Here is a 16446-nt window from a genome sequence, read left to right as displayed (position 1 = left end):
CTGGCAAAACTACCCATGTCCACCTTGACTGATCTCAACACCACTGATGCCCCTAGCCATGTGGAGGCACAGGCCAATGGGAGCACCAAATCCTCTGACTCAACCAAGCCCATTTTGGCAATTGAGGACATTCACAAGCTCCTGCCTCATCGTTATCCCTTCTCCCTAGTCGATCGCATTATCGAGTATGTACCAGGGGAGCGAGCTGTTGGGATCAAAAATGTCACCTTTAACGAACCCCACTTTCAGGGGCACTTTCCTGGAAGACCGATCATGCCTGGTGTCTTGATCGTAGAAGCAATGGCCCAAGTAGGCGGCGTGGTCCTGACTCAAATGTCGGACGTGCAGGGCGGATTGTTCCTGTTTGCAGGCATCGATAAAGTTCGTTTCCGTCGTCCTGTGACTCCAGGAGACCAGTTGATCTTGACAGTGGAACTGCTGTGCGTGAAGCGACGTCGTTTTGGTAAGATGCAGGGCCGAGCTGAAGTAGATGGTCAGCTAGTAGCCGAAGGCGAACTCATGTTTTCCTTGGTGGACTAATGCTCTGTACTCTTAAACTTTTGGGATGGTGCCTGGAGGCGCGCCCTTGACTACAACACTGATTCATCCAACAGCAGTTATTCATCCAGATGCTCAATTGCACTCGACTGTGCAAGTAGGGCCTTATGCCGTGATTGGGCCACAAGTCAAAGTCGGCCCTGATACCGTCATTGGTCCGCATGTAGTCCTAGATGGTCGGACGGAGATTGGGGCTCGCAATCACATTTTTCCGGGAGCCGCGATCGGTCTAGAGCCCCAAGACCTGAAATATGACGGCTCCGTGAGCTTAGTGCAAATTGGTGATGACAACCGCATTCGTGAGTTCGTCACCATTAATCGAGCGACACGGGCCGACGAAGTCACAGTGATTGGAAGTGGCAATCTGCTGATGGCCTATGTTCACGTTGGGCACAACTGCGTGGTTGAAGACAACGTGATTATTTCCAATGCTGTCTCTCTGGGGGGACATGTCCACATTGAGTCACGGGCAGTAATTGGCGGTGTGGGTGGTATTCACCAGTTTGTGCATGTAGGGCGGCTAGCCATGGTCGGTGGCATGAGCCGAGTCACTAGAGATATCCCTCCCTATATGCTGGTGGAGGGCAACCCCATCCGCGTCAGAACCCTCAACCAAGTGGGCTTAAAACGGGCTGGCATCGTAGATTTAGCCGATGGGCAAGTGTTTCAGTCTTTAAAAAAGGCGTTTCGCTTACTCTATCGTTCTGGCTTAACTCTAGAGCAGGCATTAGAAAAATTAGAGCTGTTGCCTGAGAATGAACACCTACAGCATCTCTGTCGGTTTCTGCAACTCTCGCAGTTAGAAGGGCGGCGTGGTCCCACTCCGGGGCGGCTCAAAGGTACGAGGAGCGGAGACTGACCCATGGGTGAACCAACCAATCAGGGGAGCGCGATCGCAGAGACTCCTGCTGCTTCCCGGAATATTCGCCTGTTTATTAGCACAGGTGAAGTTTCTGGTGATCTTCAGGGGGCGCTGCTGGTCACGGCCCTGAAGCGGCAAGCGCAAGCTCTGGGGATTGAGCTAGAAATTTTGGCCCTTGGCGGCGATCGCATGGCGCAAGCGGGGGCGACGCTTTTAGGCAACACCACAGCCATTGGGTCTGTGGGCCTCTTAGAATCATTGCCCTATATTTGGCCGACGCTACAAATTCAGCGACGAGCTAAACAGTACTTGCGCCAATATCCCCCTGATTTAGTGGTCTTGATTGACTACCTCGGCCCCAACGTGGCCATAGGCAGCTATGTACGGCAGCATTTGCCCCAAGTGCCGATCGCTTACTTCATTGCGCCTCAAGAGTGGGTTTGGTCGCTCAGCCCGCGCAATACGGCGCGAATTGTGAATATCACCGATCGCCTCTTAGCAATCTTTCCAGAAGAAGCCCGCTATTTTGCCGAGCATGGAGCCAAGGTGAGCTGGGTGGGACATCCCTTGGTGGATCGGATGCAAGCTGCTCCCGATCGCGCCAGTGCTAGGCAAGCCCTAGGAATTCCAGATGATCAAATTGCGATCGCCCTGCTCCCTGCCTCCCGTCGTCAAGAACTGAAGTATTTGATGCCCGTGATTTTCCAGGCAGCTCAACAAATTCAAGCTCAACTGCCTCAGGCTCATTTTTGGATTCCCGTCTCTTTGGAAGCTTACCGTTCGCCCATCGAACAGGCGATTCAACAGTATGGACTGCGGGCTACTGTATTGGCAGGACAAACCAGTAATTCTAAATTTGAGGAATCCATCACATTGCGAGCGATCGCGGCAGCTGATCTGGCTATTGGAAAATCGGGTACGGTTAACCTGGAAATTGCCCTCCTGAATGTCCCCCAGGTTGTCCTCTATCGAGTTGGTGCTGTTACCGCTTGGATTGCTCGCCATATTCTCAAATTTTCCATCCCGTTCATGTCGCCGCCTAACTTGGTAGAAATGCGGTCTGTAGTCCCAGAGTTTCTGCAAGACCAGGCCACCCCAGACAACATTGCCCAAGCGGGTTTGGAGTTATTACTCAATCCGGTACGGCGGCAACAGACTTTGGATAACTACCAAGCCATGCGCCAAGCGGTTGGGGAAGTCGGAGTCTGCGATCGCGCTGCCCAAGAGATTTTGCAACTCTTGCCCACCAATGCATTACTCTCCTGACTGCTAGCAGCGGAATCTATGGAGCGGACTAAATTGCTAGTAGGAAAATATCCGTGATCGCTCGGTGCCAAATGTAACCACCACGAGGCACTCTGGAATCGTCATTTAATGTTGGCAATTCAACGTTTGCCTAGCCGCTATGCAGTCTTTAGTGCTTTCCCAAGCGTCTGATTTAGAAGAATTGATTGGCAGTATTTTCTTGTGTGGTAGCTTGACTGCAACAGAGTATCGATGGCTGATTACTCTGTCTACGGCCAGAGCGGCTCAAGAATCGGACAAAGTCTTAATTGATCGCGTCTTGTATGGGATTCGCCACGGCCTCTTGCAAATCGCAGAGGTGGCTTAAAATTTTGACTTTCTAAAAACTTGGCTTCAGAGGGTTCAGCTACTACATTCAACCTGCTCCAGCTAAGTGAGCCCGTTACCGCGTAGGGCAACATATCACAGATAGAGCAACAATGGGTCGCAGCCCTTAGAATAGAAGTTTAGACTCCACAAATTATTTGAGTGCGATCGCCTTATGTCCTTGCCTATTGTTGCTATTCTTGGTCGTCCGAACGTGGGCAAGTCAACGATTGTGAACCGTTTGGCCGAAACGAAGGGCGCGATTGTTTTTGACGAGCCCGGTGTCACACGCGATCGCACCTACCAACCCGCTTACTGGCGCGATCGCGAATTTTTGGTGGTCGATACAGGCGGCTTAATCTTTGATGACGACACTGAATTTTTGCCGCTAATTCGGCAACAAGCGATGGCGGCTTTAGCCGAGGCCAGTGTGGCGATTTTCGTAGTAGATGGTCAAGAAGGCCCTACTACAGCTGATGAGGAAATTGCTACCTGGTTGCGGCAACAGTCTGTACCTGTGTTGCTGACTGTCAATAAGTGTGAGTCTCCAGAGCAAGGAATGGCTCAAGCCGCTCAGTTTTGGAGTTTAGGTTTGGGTGAGCCTTATCCTGTTTCTGGCATTCACGGTAACGGTACTGGCGATCTCTTAGATGAAGCGCTGAAGCATCTGCCACCACAGGAGGAATTGCCAGAAACCTCAGAGATCAAAGTGGCGATCGTGGGGCGGCCTAATGTCGGCAAGTCAAGCTTACTTAATGCCTTCGTCGGTGAAAATCGCGCCATTGTTAGCCCCATTTCTGGTACGACTCGCGACAGCATTGACACAGTCGTGGAACGAGAAGGCCAAACTTATCGCTTAATTGATACGGCTGGCATTCGCAAGAAAAAGCATATTGAGTACGGTCCAGAATTTTTCAGCATCAACCGCGCTTTCAAAGCCATTCGTCGAGCTGATGTCGTCTTGATGGTGCTTGATGCCCTAGATGGCGTGACTGAGCAAGACCAGAAACTCGCAGGTCGAATTGCAGATGAAGGGCGAGCTTGCATTATTGTGGTTAACAAATGGGATGCAGTCGAAAAAGACGCTTACACCATTTATGACTACGGGGAGCAAGTTAAAAGCCGCTTGCAGTTTACCGAATGGGCACCGTTGATCTTTGTCAGTGCTGAGACAGGGCAGCGAGTTGAGAAGATTCTAGAACTGGTGAATACAGCTGCTGAGCAGCATAAACGGCGGGTGACGACCTCAGTGATTAATGAGGTTTTGGAGGAGGCTGGGAATTGGCATTCGCCTCCAACCACGCGCCAAGGTCGGCAGGGCAGAATTTATTACGGCACTCAAGTTAGTACGCAGCCACCTACGATCGCGCTGTTTGTGAATGAAGCTAAGTTGTTCAATGACAACTATCGCCGTTATATTGAGCGACAATTTCGCGAGAGTTTGGGATTTACCGGTACGCCAATCCGCATGATTTGGCGGAGCAAGAAGGTGCGAGAAATGGAGCGGGGTAGCGCTAACCGGGCCACTCGTGTTTAACAATGAAGTGATTGAGAGTTTCATCCCCCAAATCGAATGGATCTGCTGCGATCGCTGCCATTAGGACTGTACCTGGAACAACCGCAAACTTGGCTCCATAAGCTTGATCCCCGCGTCAAGCTAGCTTGGTTAATGAGTTTTTTGCTGGCCCCTCTCCTAGCAAATCCCCTCTGGCGCTTGTTCTTGGTGGTGGTATTAGTCCTACTCACCTTGATAGCGATGATTCCGTTTCGGGTTTGGCGGCAGCAAATGGCTTGGTTATTGATGCTGGGCTTCTTTGTCTTTTTGCTGACTGCGATCGCCCCAGATGGGTTGAGTGCGGAGCAGCAACCTCGCCTACCCGCCAATGAGCTAGCCTTTGCCCAGCAACCTGCGACTCCAGCAACAGCACAACGCCCTGTATGGCTCGATCCTCGCCGCTGGCTGACCAGAGACTCGGCTGATGCCAACGGTGAACGCCAATCTGCGCAACAGTCCGGTCAGCAGGCTCTGACTGAGTCTTTACCGCAGCCTACGGCTTATAACTATGTGCTGTTTAAGCAAAAACCATTTTTGGTGACGCGGCGATCGCTGGACTTAGGAGTTCGGGTCAGCACTTTGCTGTTTACCTTGATTTACAGCACGAATCTATTTCTGCTCACTACCGCGCCTGAGGAAATTACCGCTGGTTTAGAAACTTTGATGCGACCGCTGCGCCGCTTGAACTGGCCTGTCACCGAGATTGTGTTAACCCTAACTTTGTCACTCCGGTTTATTCCGTTGGTGCTGGAAGAGGTGCAAAATTTGATTCGCTCTGTGCGGACTCGGGCGATTAACTGGAAAAAGTTAGGGTTTCGTGGGGCGATTCAAGTTTGGATGTTAATCGCGGAGCGGCTATTAGAAAATTTGTTGCTACGAGCAGAGCAGATTGCTAGTGCGATGAAAGTGCGCGGCTTTACTAGCCCTAACCAGCATCGGGTGCAGTGGCATCAACTACGACTGGGCCGTGGTGATTGGTTGGCCTTGTTAGCGCTGTTAGGCTTGTGGGGAGCCCGTTTGATTTGGGGATCGGAAGTTTCATAGTCGTCGTACCTCACTATGCATCCAATTCAACCTTGGTATTGGCGATCGCTCCCCTTAGCAGACCGCACTGGTTCGCAAATCTTCGCTGCCTTATTCCATCAGCCCACCACTCAAGCCACTTCTGAATCTGCGATCGCCACCCTCTTAGAAAGCCCTTACCCATTGAGTAATCTAGGTGCTCCTAGTGCTTTGCAGCAAGCTCAAGCCCGTTACTCAATTTGTGCTGGTGCTCCCCGTGTGGTGGATGGCCAATTGCAGCTTTGGACGCCTGAGGTGGGCAATATTTTGCCATTTCTGGAGCAACTGCTACAACGCCAGAACTTTGGTTTAGCGGATGAGCGATCGCGCCCAGATGCTTTGCCATTTACGGGAGGTTGGTTGGGTTGGTTGGGTTACGACTTAGCTTGGGAAATTGAGCATTTACCCCAGCTCAAATCAGATGCGCTGCCGTTTCCCGTGGCTTATTGGTACGAGCCAGACTGCTTTGCAGTTTTAGACCATTGGGAGCAAACTCTCTGGTTAGCTGCAACTCAGGAGCCGCAGCTGGATCAATTGGAGGAGCAATTGGCCCTCAAGCACGAGGCTGGGAACTACAAATCGCTAAGCCTGAGTCAAAATGCACCGCTAACAGCTCCCTCCCTCCTGCCTAAATTTCATACGGCTCAAGCTGATTACGAAGCCGCAGTTCTCAAAGCCAAGAGCTACATTACGGCTGGAGACATCTTTCAGACTAATCTTTCGGTACGCTTTGAAGCAGCCTTGACGGGCGATAGTTGGTCGCTTTACCGCGCCTTACAGCAAGTAAATCCTTCTCCTTTTGCCAGCTATTGGCAGACTCCCTGGGGAGATGTTGTCAGTTGTTCTCCGGAGCGACTCGTGCAATTGCAGGGGCGACAAGCTCAAACGCGACCGATCGCCGGGACGCGATCGCGGGGCACAACGCCCGAACAAGACCAAGCGCAGCAGCAAGAACTACTAGCCAGCGTCAAGGAACAAGCGGAACACATCATGCTGGTTGATTTGGAGCGCAATGATTTAGGCCGAGTTTGCGAATGGGGTTCGGTGGCGGTGAATGAACTGCTCACGATTGAGTACTACAGCCACGTCATGCATTTGGTGAGTAACGTGATTGGTACTCTCCAGCCTGGATACAACAGCATCGATTTGATTCGGGGAGTGTTTCCTGGCGGCACAATTACGGGCTGTCCTAAAGTTCGCTGTATGGAAATCATTGAAGAGTTGGAACCTGTGCGGCGCAGCTTGTTCTATGGTTCCTGCGGCTACTTAGATTGGCGTGGTCACCTCGACCTGAATATCTTGATTCGGACCTTATTAGTCACCAAAAGCGATCGCCTTCCACAAAGTAACCCAGCTCAAAGTTTCAAGGTCTGGGGCCAAGTGGGAGCGGGGATTGTAGCCGATAGCAATCCGGAACGAGAGTGGTATGAGTCGCTGCACAAAGCGCAAGCCCAGTTAGCAGCATTACGACTTGTAGAATTACAGGCTGAAACCAGCTCCTAAATCAGAAGTCTGTGGCAAAAACTCTGCTAACCAAAACTGTGCTAACCGATAGCAGGCCCAGTTTTGGTAGCAAAAGGGCACAGTTTCTCCTAAAGTGATGAAATCTGGTCGTTAAAGATAGGTTTGCTTGAATATTCGCCTTGGGACAGATATTGTCTACATTCCTCGCATTCAAGCGGCACTGGACCGTTTTGGGGAGCGGTTTCTGAAACGAGTTTACACCCCCGCCGAGCAGCAGGACGCTGGGGCTTTGATTCAAGTCCCTGTTCCGGTTGGTCTTCGCGAAAAGCGAACTGATGTTTCAGCAAGTCGTTTAGCAGGACGCTGGGCTGCCAAGGAGGCTGTTGCGAAAGCCTTAGGTACTGGCTGGCGAGGTCTACGCTACACCGATATTGAAGTTCAACGTCAGCCCAGTGGACAGCCAAAAGTTTGTCTCTATGGAGCGGCGGCGATCGCGGTGTCTACGTGGGGAGATTATCATTGGCAAGTGAGCCTGAGTCATGATGGTGATTATGCGATCGCGACGGCAATTGCTTTTTGCCGCGACTAGTTTGCCGCGACTAGATAGTGAATTGCCTTAAATCTTGCATGGAATTCTATTAGGCTAATTTGAACTAATTAGTCACGCTTAGAGCGATACTGAAACAGACTCCACGATTTAATAATATTGTTGGCGATCGCAACTACCAAATTTGGCTTGTAATCTAAACCTTAATTTTGACCTAGCTATTGCTGCCAGCTTGAAGCTGAATGAGTACTGAAACTTATCTGAATCATCCCACCTTTGGTTTACTCTTCAGGATTTGTCTTGTTGAGGAAAGCCAAGAACTGTTTGCGACTTTGTATGCCCAACGGCTCTTTTTTATGGTGCATAGCGGACCCAATGGCTTAAAGTTTGAACCTATTGGTCGGACAGATGCCCGAATCTTAGTCGAGAATCGGCTGCGGCTGCTACGGCGGGCAGGGCAGGCTAAAGAGCAAGAGCAGCTACAGGCCATCTACAAACAAACTTTCCAATAAGGCTCCCATCGTGCTGTCGCCTTTATATTCGACGCAATGACCTTCTCCCAGCCAAGCACCTATCGCGATCGCATTGCTAGCATTCAGCAAAGCTTACCTCCTACGGTAAAGTTGATTGCTGTGACTAAGCAGGTGCCAGTGGCAGCAATGCGAGTTGCTTACGCGGCAGGTGTGCGAGATTTTGGCGAGAGTCGAATTCAAGAAACCGAAGCTAAGCAAGCTGAACTACAAGATTTGCCGGATATCACTTGGCACTTAATTGGACGCTTGCAAAGTAACAAAGCCCAAAAAGCTTTGGAGCTATTTCAATGGATTCATTCAGTGGATTGCTTGAAATTAGCCCAACGGCTCGATCGCTTGGCCGAGCCGTTGCTAGTGAAGCCGCAAGTTTGTTTGCAAGTTAAACTTTTGCCTGATCCCAACAAAACGGGTTGGACGGCGGATGAGCTGTGGTCCGACTTGCCACAACTCGATCACTGCCACAACCTGAAAATTCAAGGATTGATGACAATTCCACCGCTAGGGCTGAGCGAATCGGACACCTTAACTGTGTTTCAGCAGGCGCAAGAATTAGCAGAGAAACTTCGGCAGCAGAGTTGGACTAATATCCAGATGGCTCAGCTCTCAATGGGAATGTCCAATGATTATCGGCTGGCTGTGCAAGCGGGGGCGACAATGATCCGCTTGGGCACAACTTTATTTGGAGAACGGGGTATCTAACCTCTTGCCTAAATTCCTAGACCCAGGTAGTATGTGCATGCTTTATTTATTAGGCAGTATTAGTAACAAGAGCTTGCAATCCCTCCATGAAGTCTGGCTTCTGTTGTGTTGTGTTAATTGCCACCACGCTCTTGCGCCTGTAAATCAACACTGCACTTCTGGCTTTTTCTGAGATTACAAGTAAGAAATCGATGTATACTGTGGAGTCAATTCAGGAAAGTCAGCCAGGGTGTTCGCAAGCTTCATTATGGATTTGGGCTCTTAATTTTTTATTAAAGTCCGACCGTAAGCTTCAACTAGGAGGCACGCTTTTTAAGGGGCTTAAGTCAATTTAGGCCTACTAGCGTTTTTTCCTCCTAATAATGAAGTTGTTTACTGAAGGTAACTATTGTTGTGATGGAGCGTGAACCGTGAACAATATTTTCACGAAGTTACGGGATTTTGTTGGTTTTAACGATCCCGTCGATTATGAGTATGAGTATGACGAGACGGATGGGGAAGAATATCAAAATCTCTATCGAGAAGAGAACCCCCAACCCGCGCCAGAGGAAGATGCCCGGAATCGCCGTCGCATTCGTGAGCGCGTATCAATGTCCACTGAAACAGGAATTGGTTCAACCATGAATAACGTAATTGGCATGCCGGGAGCCATCAATGGTCTCTCTGAAGTGGTGGTAATGGAGCCTCGCTCTTTTGAGGAAATGCCTCAAGCCATCCAAGCCCTGCGCGAACGGAAGTCAGTGGTTTTGAACTTGACGATCATGGATCCCGACCAAGCTCAACGAGCCGTTGATTTTGTGGCAGGTGGTACCTACGCGATCGATGGTCATCAAGAGCGGATTGGCGAAAGCATTTTCCTCTTCACCCCCAACTGCGTGCAAGTTACGACTCAAGCAGGTGTGGTTCAAGAAGCGCCTCAGCCTCAAGCGCGCCCCAGTCGTCCTGCTGCTCCTACGCCCGCTTGGACTGCTGAGCAAGCTCGCATGGCTTAGTAGCTCACTAGCTACAGCTTATGTTCGCTTTGTTGTCTATCAATTAAGCCAAGTCTGTGAGTGGATCGAAGTTTCGATATCACTCATAAAAGATTTGGCGCAGAGACTCCTGTTAAATCGCACTAATTTATATAGGAGACAGCAAACAGGTTGTCTGCAAAATTTGGTTTAATTGGCGGCGGGGTAATGGGGGAAGCTCTGTTATCCCGCCTTGTCGCTCAGAAAATTTATCAGCCTTCAGAAGTCATTGTCAGTGAGCCACATCCACTGCGACGTGACTTTTTGGGGCAGCAATATGGTGTTGCTGTGACTTCAGAGAACGAAGTCGCTTTCGAGGCAACTGAAATTGTGTTGCTGGCGGTTAAACCGCAGGTGTTTGACGCTGTTGCGGTTAAGCTAGCTCCCAAACTAACAGGACGCGATCGCCTTCCGATTGTGCTTTCCATTTTGGCGGGGGTGCCGCTGCACAAGTTAGAAGCTGCTTTCCCTGAATGCCCCGTGGTACGAGCTATGCCCAACACGCCTGCCACCGTGGGAGCGGGGATGACAGCGATCGCCCCTGGGAAATTAACTCAGCCCGTTCACTTAGAACAAGCCCGAACCATTTTTGAAGCTGTGGGCGAAGTGGTAGAGGTGCCAGAAAATTTGCTCGATGCGGTAACGGGGCTTTCTGGTTCTGGACCCGGTTACGTGGCGATCGCGATAGAAGCCCTGACTGACGGTGGGGTAGCGGCGGGATTACCACGGGCGATCGCAGCGAAGTTAGCTTTGCAAACGGTCTTGGGTACAGCGCAGCTTCTGCATGAGTCGGGAATGCATCCAGCGGAACTGAAGGATCGTGTCACTAGTCCAGGGGGCACAACGATCGCTGGGATTGCTCAACTGGAGCAAGCAGGATTTCGCTCGGCTTTAATTCAAGCTGTGACCAAAGCCTGCGATCGCGCCAAGGAGCTAGGCAGCTAAAGCTGTACACCTCGAATTGAGTAATCGAGTAGTTCAATCGGGTGCATGATGGCTAAGTTCTTACCCGCATCTGGCATATGCTTCTTGATTTGTAGGCTACAGCCAGGATTGGGTGAGGCGATCATTTGTGCACCTGTATTGAGTAAGTTTTGAGCTTTCTGCTGGCCGAGTTCGGCAGCCACTTCAGGTTGCAGCATATTATAGACTCCTGCGCTGCCGCAACATAAGGCTCCATCAATAGGTTCGCGCAACTGCACTCCAGGAATTTGTTGTAAAAGTTGGCGCGGTGGCACACTGATTTTTTGCCCATGCAAGAGATGGCAAGCATCGTGGTACACCAAGGTCAGAGGTTGCTCCTGCAACGGAGAGAGTGGAGCAGTTAAGCCAACGGTAACGAGAAACTCCTGTACATCTCTAACTTTGCTAGCAAAAGCTTTGGCTTTCTCACGATAAAGCGGGTCATCTTGCAAAATGTGACCGTATTCCTTCAAGGTGTGGCCGCAGCCTGCTGCATTAATAATGATGAAATCAACATTCGTGCCCTCGAAGCTATCGATCATTTGCCGAGCGATCGCCTGAGCTTGCTGTTCTTGACCTTGGTGAGCAGGAAGCGCGGAGCAACAACCTTGCGTGGGGGGCACGACAACTTCGCACCCATTGGCTGTGAGCACTCGGACCGTGGCTTCGTTGACGTCGGGGAAGAACAAACGCTGGACACAGCCGAGAATCATGCCGACTCGGTAGCGCTGTTTTCCTTGAGCGGGAATTAAAGTCGGGATCGAGTTCTGAAATGACTTGAGGGAAACTTGGGGCAGCAACGACTCCATTGCTGCCAGTTGAGGCGAGATCTGTTTCAGCCAGCCTAAGGAGCGCACGAGTTTTTGTAGCCCAGATTTTTGGTAGATTCCCAAGGGGCCTAGCAGTAACCGCAGGCGTTCTGGGTAAGGGAATAGCGAGAAAATCAAGCGTCGCAGTAAGCGGTCAGGTAGCGATCGCGAGTAGTTACGCTCAATCTGGGGCCGCATCGCCGCGATCAGTTTGTCGTACTGCACGCCCGAGGGACAGGCTGTGGTGCAAGCAAGGCAACCCAAGCAAGTATCAAAGTGCTGTACCGAAGCTTCAGATAAAGGTGCTTTGCCCTCCTCGATCGCGTCCATTAGATAGATACGGCCTCTGGGTGAGTCCATCTCTGTACCTAGGACTCGATAACTAGGGCAGGTCGTCAAGCAAAAGCCACAATGCACGCAAGCATCAATCAGTTTGGGGTCAGGCGGGTGATGATCATCAAAGCCCTGAAAGTCGGCTAGAGTTGCGGGTCTTGACTGAGTAGCTGGGTGGCTAGAGGGAGGGTTGGGCTGGGAAGCAGGATCTGAAGTTTGCATGCTCACTAAATACCGCCGACAAAACGATGGGGGCTTAAAAGATTTTTGGGGTCAAACTGATGTTTCAGCCGTCGCATGAGATCGAGCCCATTACCAGCGTAGCCCCAAACCTCGAACTCCTGCTTGACGGCGATCGGCGCTTGCAGCACTGAAAGGAAACCCCCATGGGCCTGGCACAAGGTCCGCAGTTCTAGCAAGGTAGCGGGAGAGGTGGCTTGGCTGTCTAGGTACAACTTTCCTAGCCCGCTGCTGGCATGAATTAGCCCTGCGGCTGTCTGAGAGGTGATGGCCTCGGTTTGTGCTAAGACCGCGATCGCCTCGGCAGGTCTGACCCCAATTTTGCAAACAATGGGTTCTGAGGAATCTGTGGACATGGATGCTGCCAAGCGCTGCCAAAGCTGTTGTTCATCAGTATCGGCATATAAGTGACTGGATAAACTCAACGTTTGCCCCAGTTCTAGTACCCGATCTGTTTGAGCTTTGACACTGCTGGCCATGCTCTGGAAACGCGCCACCAAGCCCATGCCTTTGCCAATTTGCAGATTAGTGACCGTAGCAGTGGAGAGAACATCCAGGGCAGTGGGAGTTAAGGCGGAATGCAGGAGGGTTTGGGTAGCTTGAGCGATCGCCTCTGCCTCTCCGGTCAAAATCACCGTTCCCGAATCTGTCTGCAAGGGATACAGGCGGAACGTGACTTGGGTGAGGATGCCCAAAGTACCATAGGAGCCGCTGATCAGCTTCATCAGGTCATATCCTGCCACATTCTTCACCACGCGCCCACCAGCTTTGGCGATCGCTCCATCAGCCCGCACCAAGGAAAGACCCAGCAGCATATCTCGCACACCACCGTAGCGTTGCCGTAATGAACCAGCATCACTAGTGGCGACGATGCCACCAAGAGTAGCCGTTTCCGGATAAGCCGGATCAAGGGCTAGGAACTGGCCTGCCTTGGCTAGGAGGGCTTGCAGGTCAGCAAACTTCGTGCCCGCTTCAGCGGTAACGGTTAAATCCCCCACTGCATGCTCGACGACTCTGTTGAGCCGTTGAGTGCTGACTACCAAGTTAATGTCTGACCCCAGTCCTCCCCAGCCGAGCTTACTGCCGTTCCCGCAGGGTAAAATGCCCCATTGATGTTCAGCAGCTTGACGCACAACTTCGGCTAGTTCTGCTGAAGTGCCGGGATAAACCACACCGCTAATCTGCGTTCCGGGCGCGACGGCTTGGGCGATCGCTTGCTGCCATGGTTCAGACAGCTCTCCATAAGAGCGGATGTTTTCTGCTCCCACAATAGAAGTGAGTTCCTCGATCGGAGCATCGAGACGAGGTGCATTTGCATAATCTTCCGCAGGAATTGCTGCCATCCACTTTTCTACTACTTCTTAAATGCTGCAACTTAAGGTGACAGCGCTGCTCCTAGGAGACGTGCTGTTCTGGATTCAGAGACCTATTGGCTTAATTTACCAAGAGTTTTGCTCGCTTGTGTGCAGCTTAGAGAGATTGGCATCCTAGGGTGAGTTACTTAAGTTTTGGATCTTCCCCTGAGAAACCTCCGTATAAAATCCCATGAACCGCAGAGTTGTCACGGGCCACAATAAAGAGAAGCAGCATCCTTGAAGACTTATGCCGAGTCTCAGCACTAAGAAGCGCATGCTGAAGAGACTGTAAATTTTTACTGCCGCAACAGTTACCCAGTGACGGATTGATTATGCCGCTCAACCCCCTAGCCCTCCCCGTCAATCCTCTAGAGCTTGTAATCGATCGCTGTCCTCTGAGGGTGACGCCTCAAACTCCGGTGTTGGAGGTGGCAAGGTTGATGAGTGTGAGCGATCGCTTGCTGGCTAGCCCTGTCTTACCTGAGCCTTGCGCTCTAGTTATGGAGGCAGGCCGACTGGTTGGGCTTGTGACTGCTCAGCAGATCATGTGTTTGATGGTGAGTGATATGAGTCTGCCAGGACTTTGTGTCGCTGAAGTTATGGGTGAGCCACCGCTGGTACTGCAGGAAGCAGAAGCCACCGCGTGGACCACTGTAGGGGCTTTATTGCCACAACCGCAGACTCAATATTTGGTGATCGCGGATGAGCGAGAGCAGATTATAGGAGTGGCTACCCTGGAGCGTCTCTGCTTGGCTTTGCTGTCCTACCCGCAAGAAAACCAATGTCTGGAGCAGAAATGGGCAACCGTCATGGCCCAGGTACGAGATGGACAACCGCGGCCTACTCAAGAAGCGCCTCAACCTCTAGAAACCGCGTTACAGATTGCTAGGGCAGAACTAGAAAATCAATTTGAGGAGCGAACCGCAGCGCTAAGACAAGCCAGTGATGAACTGATTGCTGAAATTGTCCATCATCGTCGCACAGAAGTTCAGTTGTCTCGTAGAACTTTTGAGCTAAAAACAATTTTTCAAGCCTTTCCCGACCTCTATTTTCAAGTTGATGTCGATGGCACCATTCTGGATTACCACGCGAACGATCATGATGACTTGTATGTGCCGCCAGAAAAATTTCTTGGCAAAAGAATGCGAGATGTTTTGCCCGCTTCGGTCGCCAAGGAAATACAAGCTGCGATTAATCGGGTAGTAGTTACTCGCACTTTAGTTGCAGTCGAATATTCTCTGCCCTGGCAAGATACCCATAGACATTTTGAGGCAAGAATTCTGCCTTTTCTGGATCAAAAAATGCTGGTGATTGTCCGTGACATCAGCGATCGCATTCGAGCAGAAGCCGCATTACGTAAAAGTGAGGCTACAACGCGAGCTTTGCTAGCAGCGATTCCAGACTTGATGATTCGCATGAATAGTGCTGGAGATTACCTCGACTTTCTGCCTGCTAAAAATTTCAAAACCGTTGTATCGAGTACAGGTTGGCAGAAGAAAAATGTTTATGAAGTCATGCCACCCGCGATCGCCCAAGAGCGGATGTTTCATGTTGAGCGAGCTTTGCAAACAGGGATGACTCAAGTTTATGAATTTGAGTTGTGCCTAGAAGGAGAAACTTTTACAGAAGAAGCTCGGATTGCCGTGAGCGGGGAGGATGAGGTTCTAGTTATTGTGCGAGACATTACCGATCGCAAGCAGGCAGAAGCCGCCTTAAAAGCGCAAAAAGAATTTCTTTGCCATGTGATTGATACGGTACCTAACTTGATTTTCGTCAAGGACTGGCAAGGACGATTTACGCTGGTCAACCAAACATTAGCCAATATGTACGGTACTAGCGTAGAAGATTTGCTGGGCAAAACCGACGCTGACTTTAACCCGAACTCAACAGAGGTAGCGCAATTTCTGCAAGCTGATCGAGAAGTGATTCTTCGCATGCAGGATAAAGTTATCCCAGAAGAAACAGTAACTGATGCCAACGGGCGAACTTTTTGGTTCCAAACTATTAAGAAGCCATTGTTGTCACCGGATGGCAAAGCTTACCAAGTGCTAGGAGTAGCCACAGATATTACAGCTCACAAACAAGCAGAAGTAGATCTACAGTTATTAAATGAAGCTTTGGAGCTAAAAGTTCAGAAGCGGACTAATGCTTTGCAAGCAGTTAATGAGCAACTGTTAACGGAAATCACTGAGCGTCAGCGAGCAGAAGAGCAAATCAAACTATCTTTGCGAGAAAAAGAAGTTCTACTCAAAGAGATTCACCATCGGGTCAAAAATAACCTACAAGTAATTTCTAGCTTGCTTAAGCTACAGGCTGGCTCTATTAAAGAGTATCATGTTCTAGAAATTCTCAAGGAAAGCCAAAACCGTGTCAGAGCAATGGCTTTGCTGCATGAAAAACTTTACCAATCTGAAGATTTGGCTAAGGTTAACTTTGCTGAATACGTGCATAGTTTAGTCGCTAACTTATTTCGGTCTTATGGCGTTAAATCGCAAACCATTACGGCGAAAATTAATGTTCAAGATGTTTTGTTCGATATTGATGCCGTAATTCCTTGTGGTCTTATTATTAATGAGTTGATTTCCAACTCCTTGAAATATGCTTTTCCCGAAAGCCAAAAGGGTGAGGTCAGTGTTGAGTTGGTGTCGACTGAGGCTGGAGAATGCCAAATAGTCGTGAGTGATAATGGAGTGGGTTTACCAAAAGAGCTAGACTTTTATCATACGGAGTCTTTAGGCTTGCAACTAGTCTGCATGCTCACTGAGCAACTAGAAGGCAGAATTGAGCTCGATCGCAGCTCTGGGGCAGTTTTTAGGATTAGCTTAAAGCCAATAAAATAAAAATA

General features: G+C 50.3%; 15 protein-coding genes. 13 read left to right on the top strand and 2 right to left on the bottom strand.

All coding sequences use genetic code 11. The features are described from left to right. The first annotated feature begins 111 nt into the window (after positions 1–111). From fabZ to proC, 12 genes are all read left to right on the top strand, one after another. Entirely contained in the window at positions 112–540 is a 429-nt protein-coding gene (gene fabZ / locus H6F90_RS04205; RefSeq protein ID WP_370527435.1) for a 3-hydroxyacyl-ACP dehydratase FabZ, read from the top strand. A 46-nt stretch (positions 541–586) separates the two neighbouring features. Then, complete coding sequence (gene lpxA / locus H6F90_RS04200; protein ID WP_348228503.1) at positions 587–1417, top strand: acyl-ACP--UDP-N-acetylglucosamine O-acyltransferase; 831 nt, start codon at positions 587–589, stop codon at positions 1415–1417. Positions 1418–1420: 3 nt separating this feature from the next. Continuing rightward, positions 1421–2686, top strand: a complete 1266-nt coding sequence (lpxB, locus tag H6F90_RS04195; protein ID WP_199295705.1) for a lipid-A-disaccharide synthase — start codon at positions 1421–1423, stop codon at positions 2684–2686. Positions 2687–2825: 139 nt separating this feature from the next. Continuing rightward, positions 2826–3032 (top strand): hypothetical protein, encoded by a 207-nt coding sequence (locus H6F90_RS04190; protein WP_190431753.1) that lies wholly within the window; start codon positions 2826–2828, stop codon positions 3030–3032. A 174-nt stretch (positions 3033–3206) separates the two neighbouring features. Then, the gene (gene der, locus H6F90_RS04185; protein WP_190431754.1) at positions 3207–4568 is read left to right on the top strand and encodes a ribosome biogenesis GTPase Der; all 1362 of its coding nucleotides are present in this window, start codon (positions 3207–3209) and stop codon (positions 4566–4568) included. Positions 4569–4604: 36 nt separating this feature from the next. Continuing rightward, positions 4605–5630 (top strand): energy-coupling factor transporter transmembrane protein EcfT, encoded by a 1026-nt coding sequence (locus H6F90_RS04180; protein WP_190550515.1) that lies wholly within the window; start codon positions 4605–4607, stop codon positions 5628–5630. 15 nt (positions 5631–5645) lie between these two features. Further along, complete coding sequence (locus H6F90_RS04175) at positions 5646–7151, top strand: anthranilate synthase component I (RefSeq protein WP_190550513.1); 1506 nt, start codon at positions 5646–5648, stop codon at positions 7149–7151. A gap of 127 nt (positions 7152–7278) precedes the next feature. Continuing rightward, complete coding sequence (acpS, locus tag H6F90_RS04170; protein WP_190550511.1) at positions 7279–7701, top strand: holo-ACP synthase; 423 nt, start codon at positions 7279–7281, stop codon at positions 7699–7701. Between the two features lie 200 nt (positions 7702–7901). Continuing rightward, entirely contained in the window at positions 7902–8171 is a 270-nt protein-coding gene (gene pipX / locus H6F90_RS04165) for a transcriptional coactivator PipX (RefSeq protein WP_190550509.1), read from the top strand. 36 nt (positions 8172–8207) lie between these two features. Then, positions 8208–8891 (top strand): YggS family pyridoxal phosphate-dependent enzyme, encoded by a 684-nt coding sequence (locus H6F90_RS04160; RefSeq protein ID WP_190550508.1) that lies wholly within the window; start codon positions 8208–8210, stop codon positions 8889–8891. Positions 8892–9301: 410 nt separating this feature from the next. Next, positions 9302–9883 (top strand): cell division protein SepF, encoded by a 582-nt coding sequence (locus H6F90_RS04155; protein WP_190431762.1) that lies wholly within the window; start codon positions 9302–9304, stop codon positions 9881–9883. A 150-nt stretch (positions 9884–10033) separates the two neighbouring features. Then, on the top strand, positions 10034–10846 hold the full coding sequence (gene proC, locus H6F90_RS04150) for a pyrroline-5-carboxylate reductase (protein ID WP_190550506.1): 813 nt from the start codon (positions 10034–10036) through the stop codon (positions 10844–10846). On the opposite strand, the gene H6F90_RS04145 is transcribed toward proC, so the two are convergent. After that, positions 10843–12228 carry a (Fe-S)-binding protein gene (locus H6F90_RS04145; protein ID WP_190550504.1) on the bottom strand — a complete coding sequence of 462 codons (1386 nt, stop codon included), beginning with the start codon at positions 12226–12228 and terminating at the stop codon, positions 10843–10845. The genes proC and H6F90_RS04145 overlap by 4 nt on opposite strands. A gap of 5 nt (positions 12229–12233) precedes the next feature. Then, positions 12234–13589 carry an FAD-binding oxidoreductase gene (locus tag H6F90_RS04140; protein WP_190550502.1) on the bottom strand — a complete coding sequence of 452 codons (1356 nt, stop codon included), beginning with the start codon at positions 13587–13589 and terminating at the stop codon, positions 12234–12236. Between the two features lie 344 nt (positions 13590–13933). Between H6F90_RS04140 and H6F90_RS04135 the strand changes: the two genes are divergently transcribed. Further along, positions 13934–16441, top strand: a complete 2508-nt coding sequence (locus tag H6F90_RS04135; protein ID WP_190550500.1) for a PAS domain-containing protein — start codon at positions 13934–13936, stop codon at positions 16439–16441. Positions 16442–16446: the final 5 nt, after the last annotated feature.

This window comes from Trichocoleus sp. FACHB-591 (assembly GCF_014695845.1).
Classification (GTDB): Bacteria; Cyanobacteriota; Cyanobacteriia; order FACHB-46; family FACHB-46; genus Trichocoleus.
Note: the sequence above shows the minus strand (reverse complement) of the source record. Positions and strands in the feature narration are given on the sequence as shown.

What these genes read in the sequence shown, in the direction of transcription:
- lpxB (WP_199295705.1), top strand. Translation starts at nt 1,421, where the DNA reads ATGGGTGAACCAACCAATCAGGGGAGCGCGATCGCAGAGACTCCTGCT.
- H6F90_RS04190 (WP_190431753.1), top strand. Translation starts at nt 2,826, where the DNA reads ATGCAGTCTTTAGTGCTTTCCCAAGCGTCTGATTTAGAAGAATTGATT.
- der (WP_190431754.1), top strand. Translation starts at nt 3,207, where the DNA reads ATGTCCTTGCCTATTGTTGCTATTCTTGGTCGTCCGAACGTGGGCAAG.
- H6F90_RS04180 (WP_190550515.1), top strand. Translation starts at nt 4,605, where the DNA reads ATGGATCTGCTGCGATCGCTGCCATTAGGACTGTACCTGGAACAACCG.
- H6F90_RS04175 (WP_190550513.1), top strand. Translation starts at nt 5,646, where the DNA reads ATGCATCCAATTCAACCTTGGTATTGGCGATCGCTCCCCTTAGCAGAC.
- pipX (WP_190550509.1), top strand. Translation starts at nt 7,902, where the DNA reads ATGAGTACTGAAACTTATCTGAATCATCCCACCTTTGGTTTACTCTTC.
- H6F90_RS04160 (WP_190550508.1), top strand. Translation starts at nt 8,208, where the DNA reads ATGACCTTCTCCCAGCCAAGCACCTATCGCGATCGCATTGCTAGCATT.
- H6F90_RS04145 (WP_190550504.1), bottom strand. Translation starts at nt 12,228, where the DNA reads ATGCAAACTTCAGATCCTGCTTCCCAGCCCAACCCTCCCTCTAGCCAC.
- H6F90_RS04140 (WP_190550502.1), bottom strand. Translation starts at nt 13,589, where the DNA reads ATGGCAGCAATTCCTGCGGAAGATTATGCAAATGCACCTCGTCTCGAT.
- H6F90_RS04135 (WP_190550500.1), top strand. Translation starts at nt 13,934, where the DNA reads ATGCCGCTCAACCCCCTAGCCCTCCCCGTCAATCCTCTAGAGCTTGTA.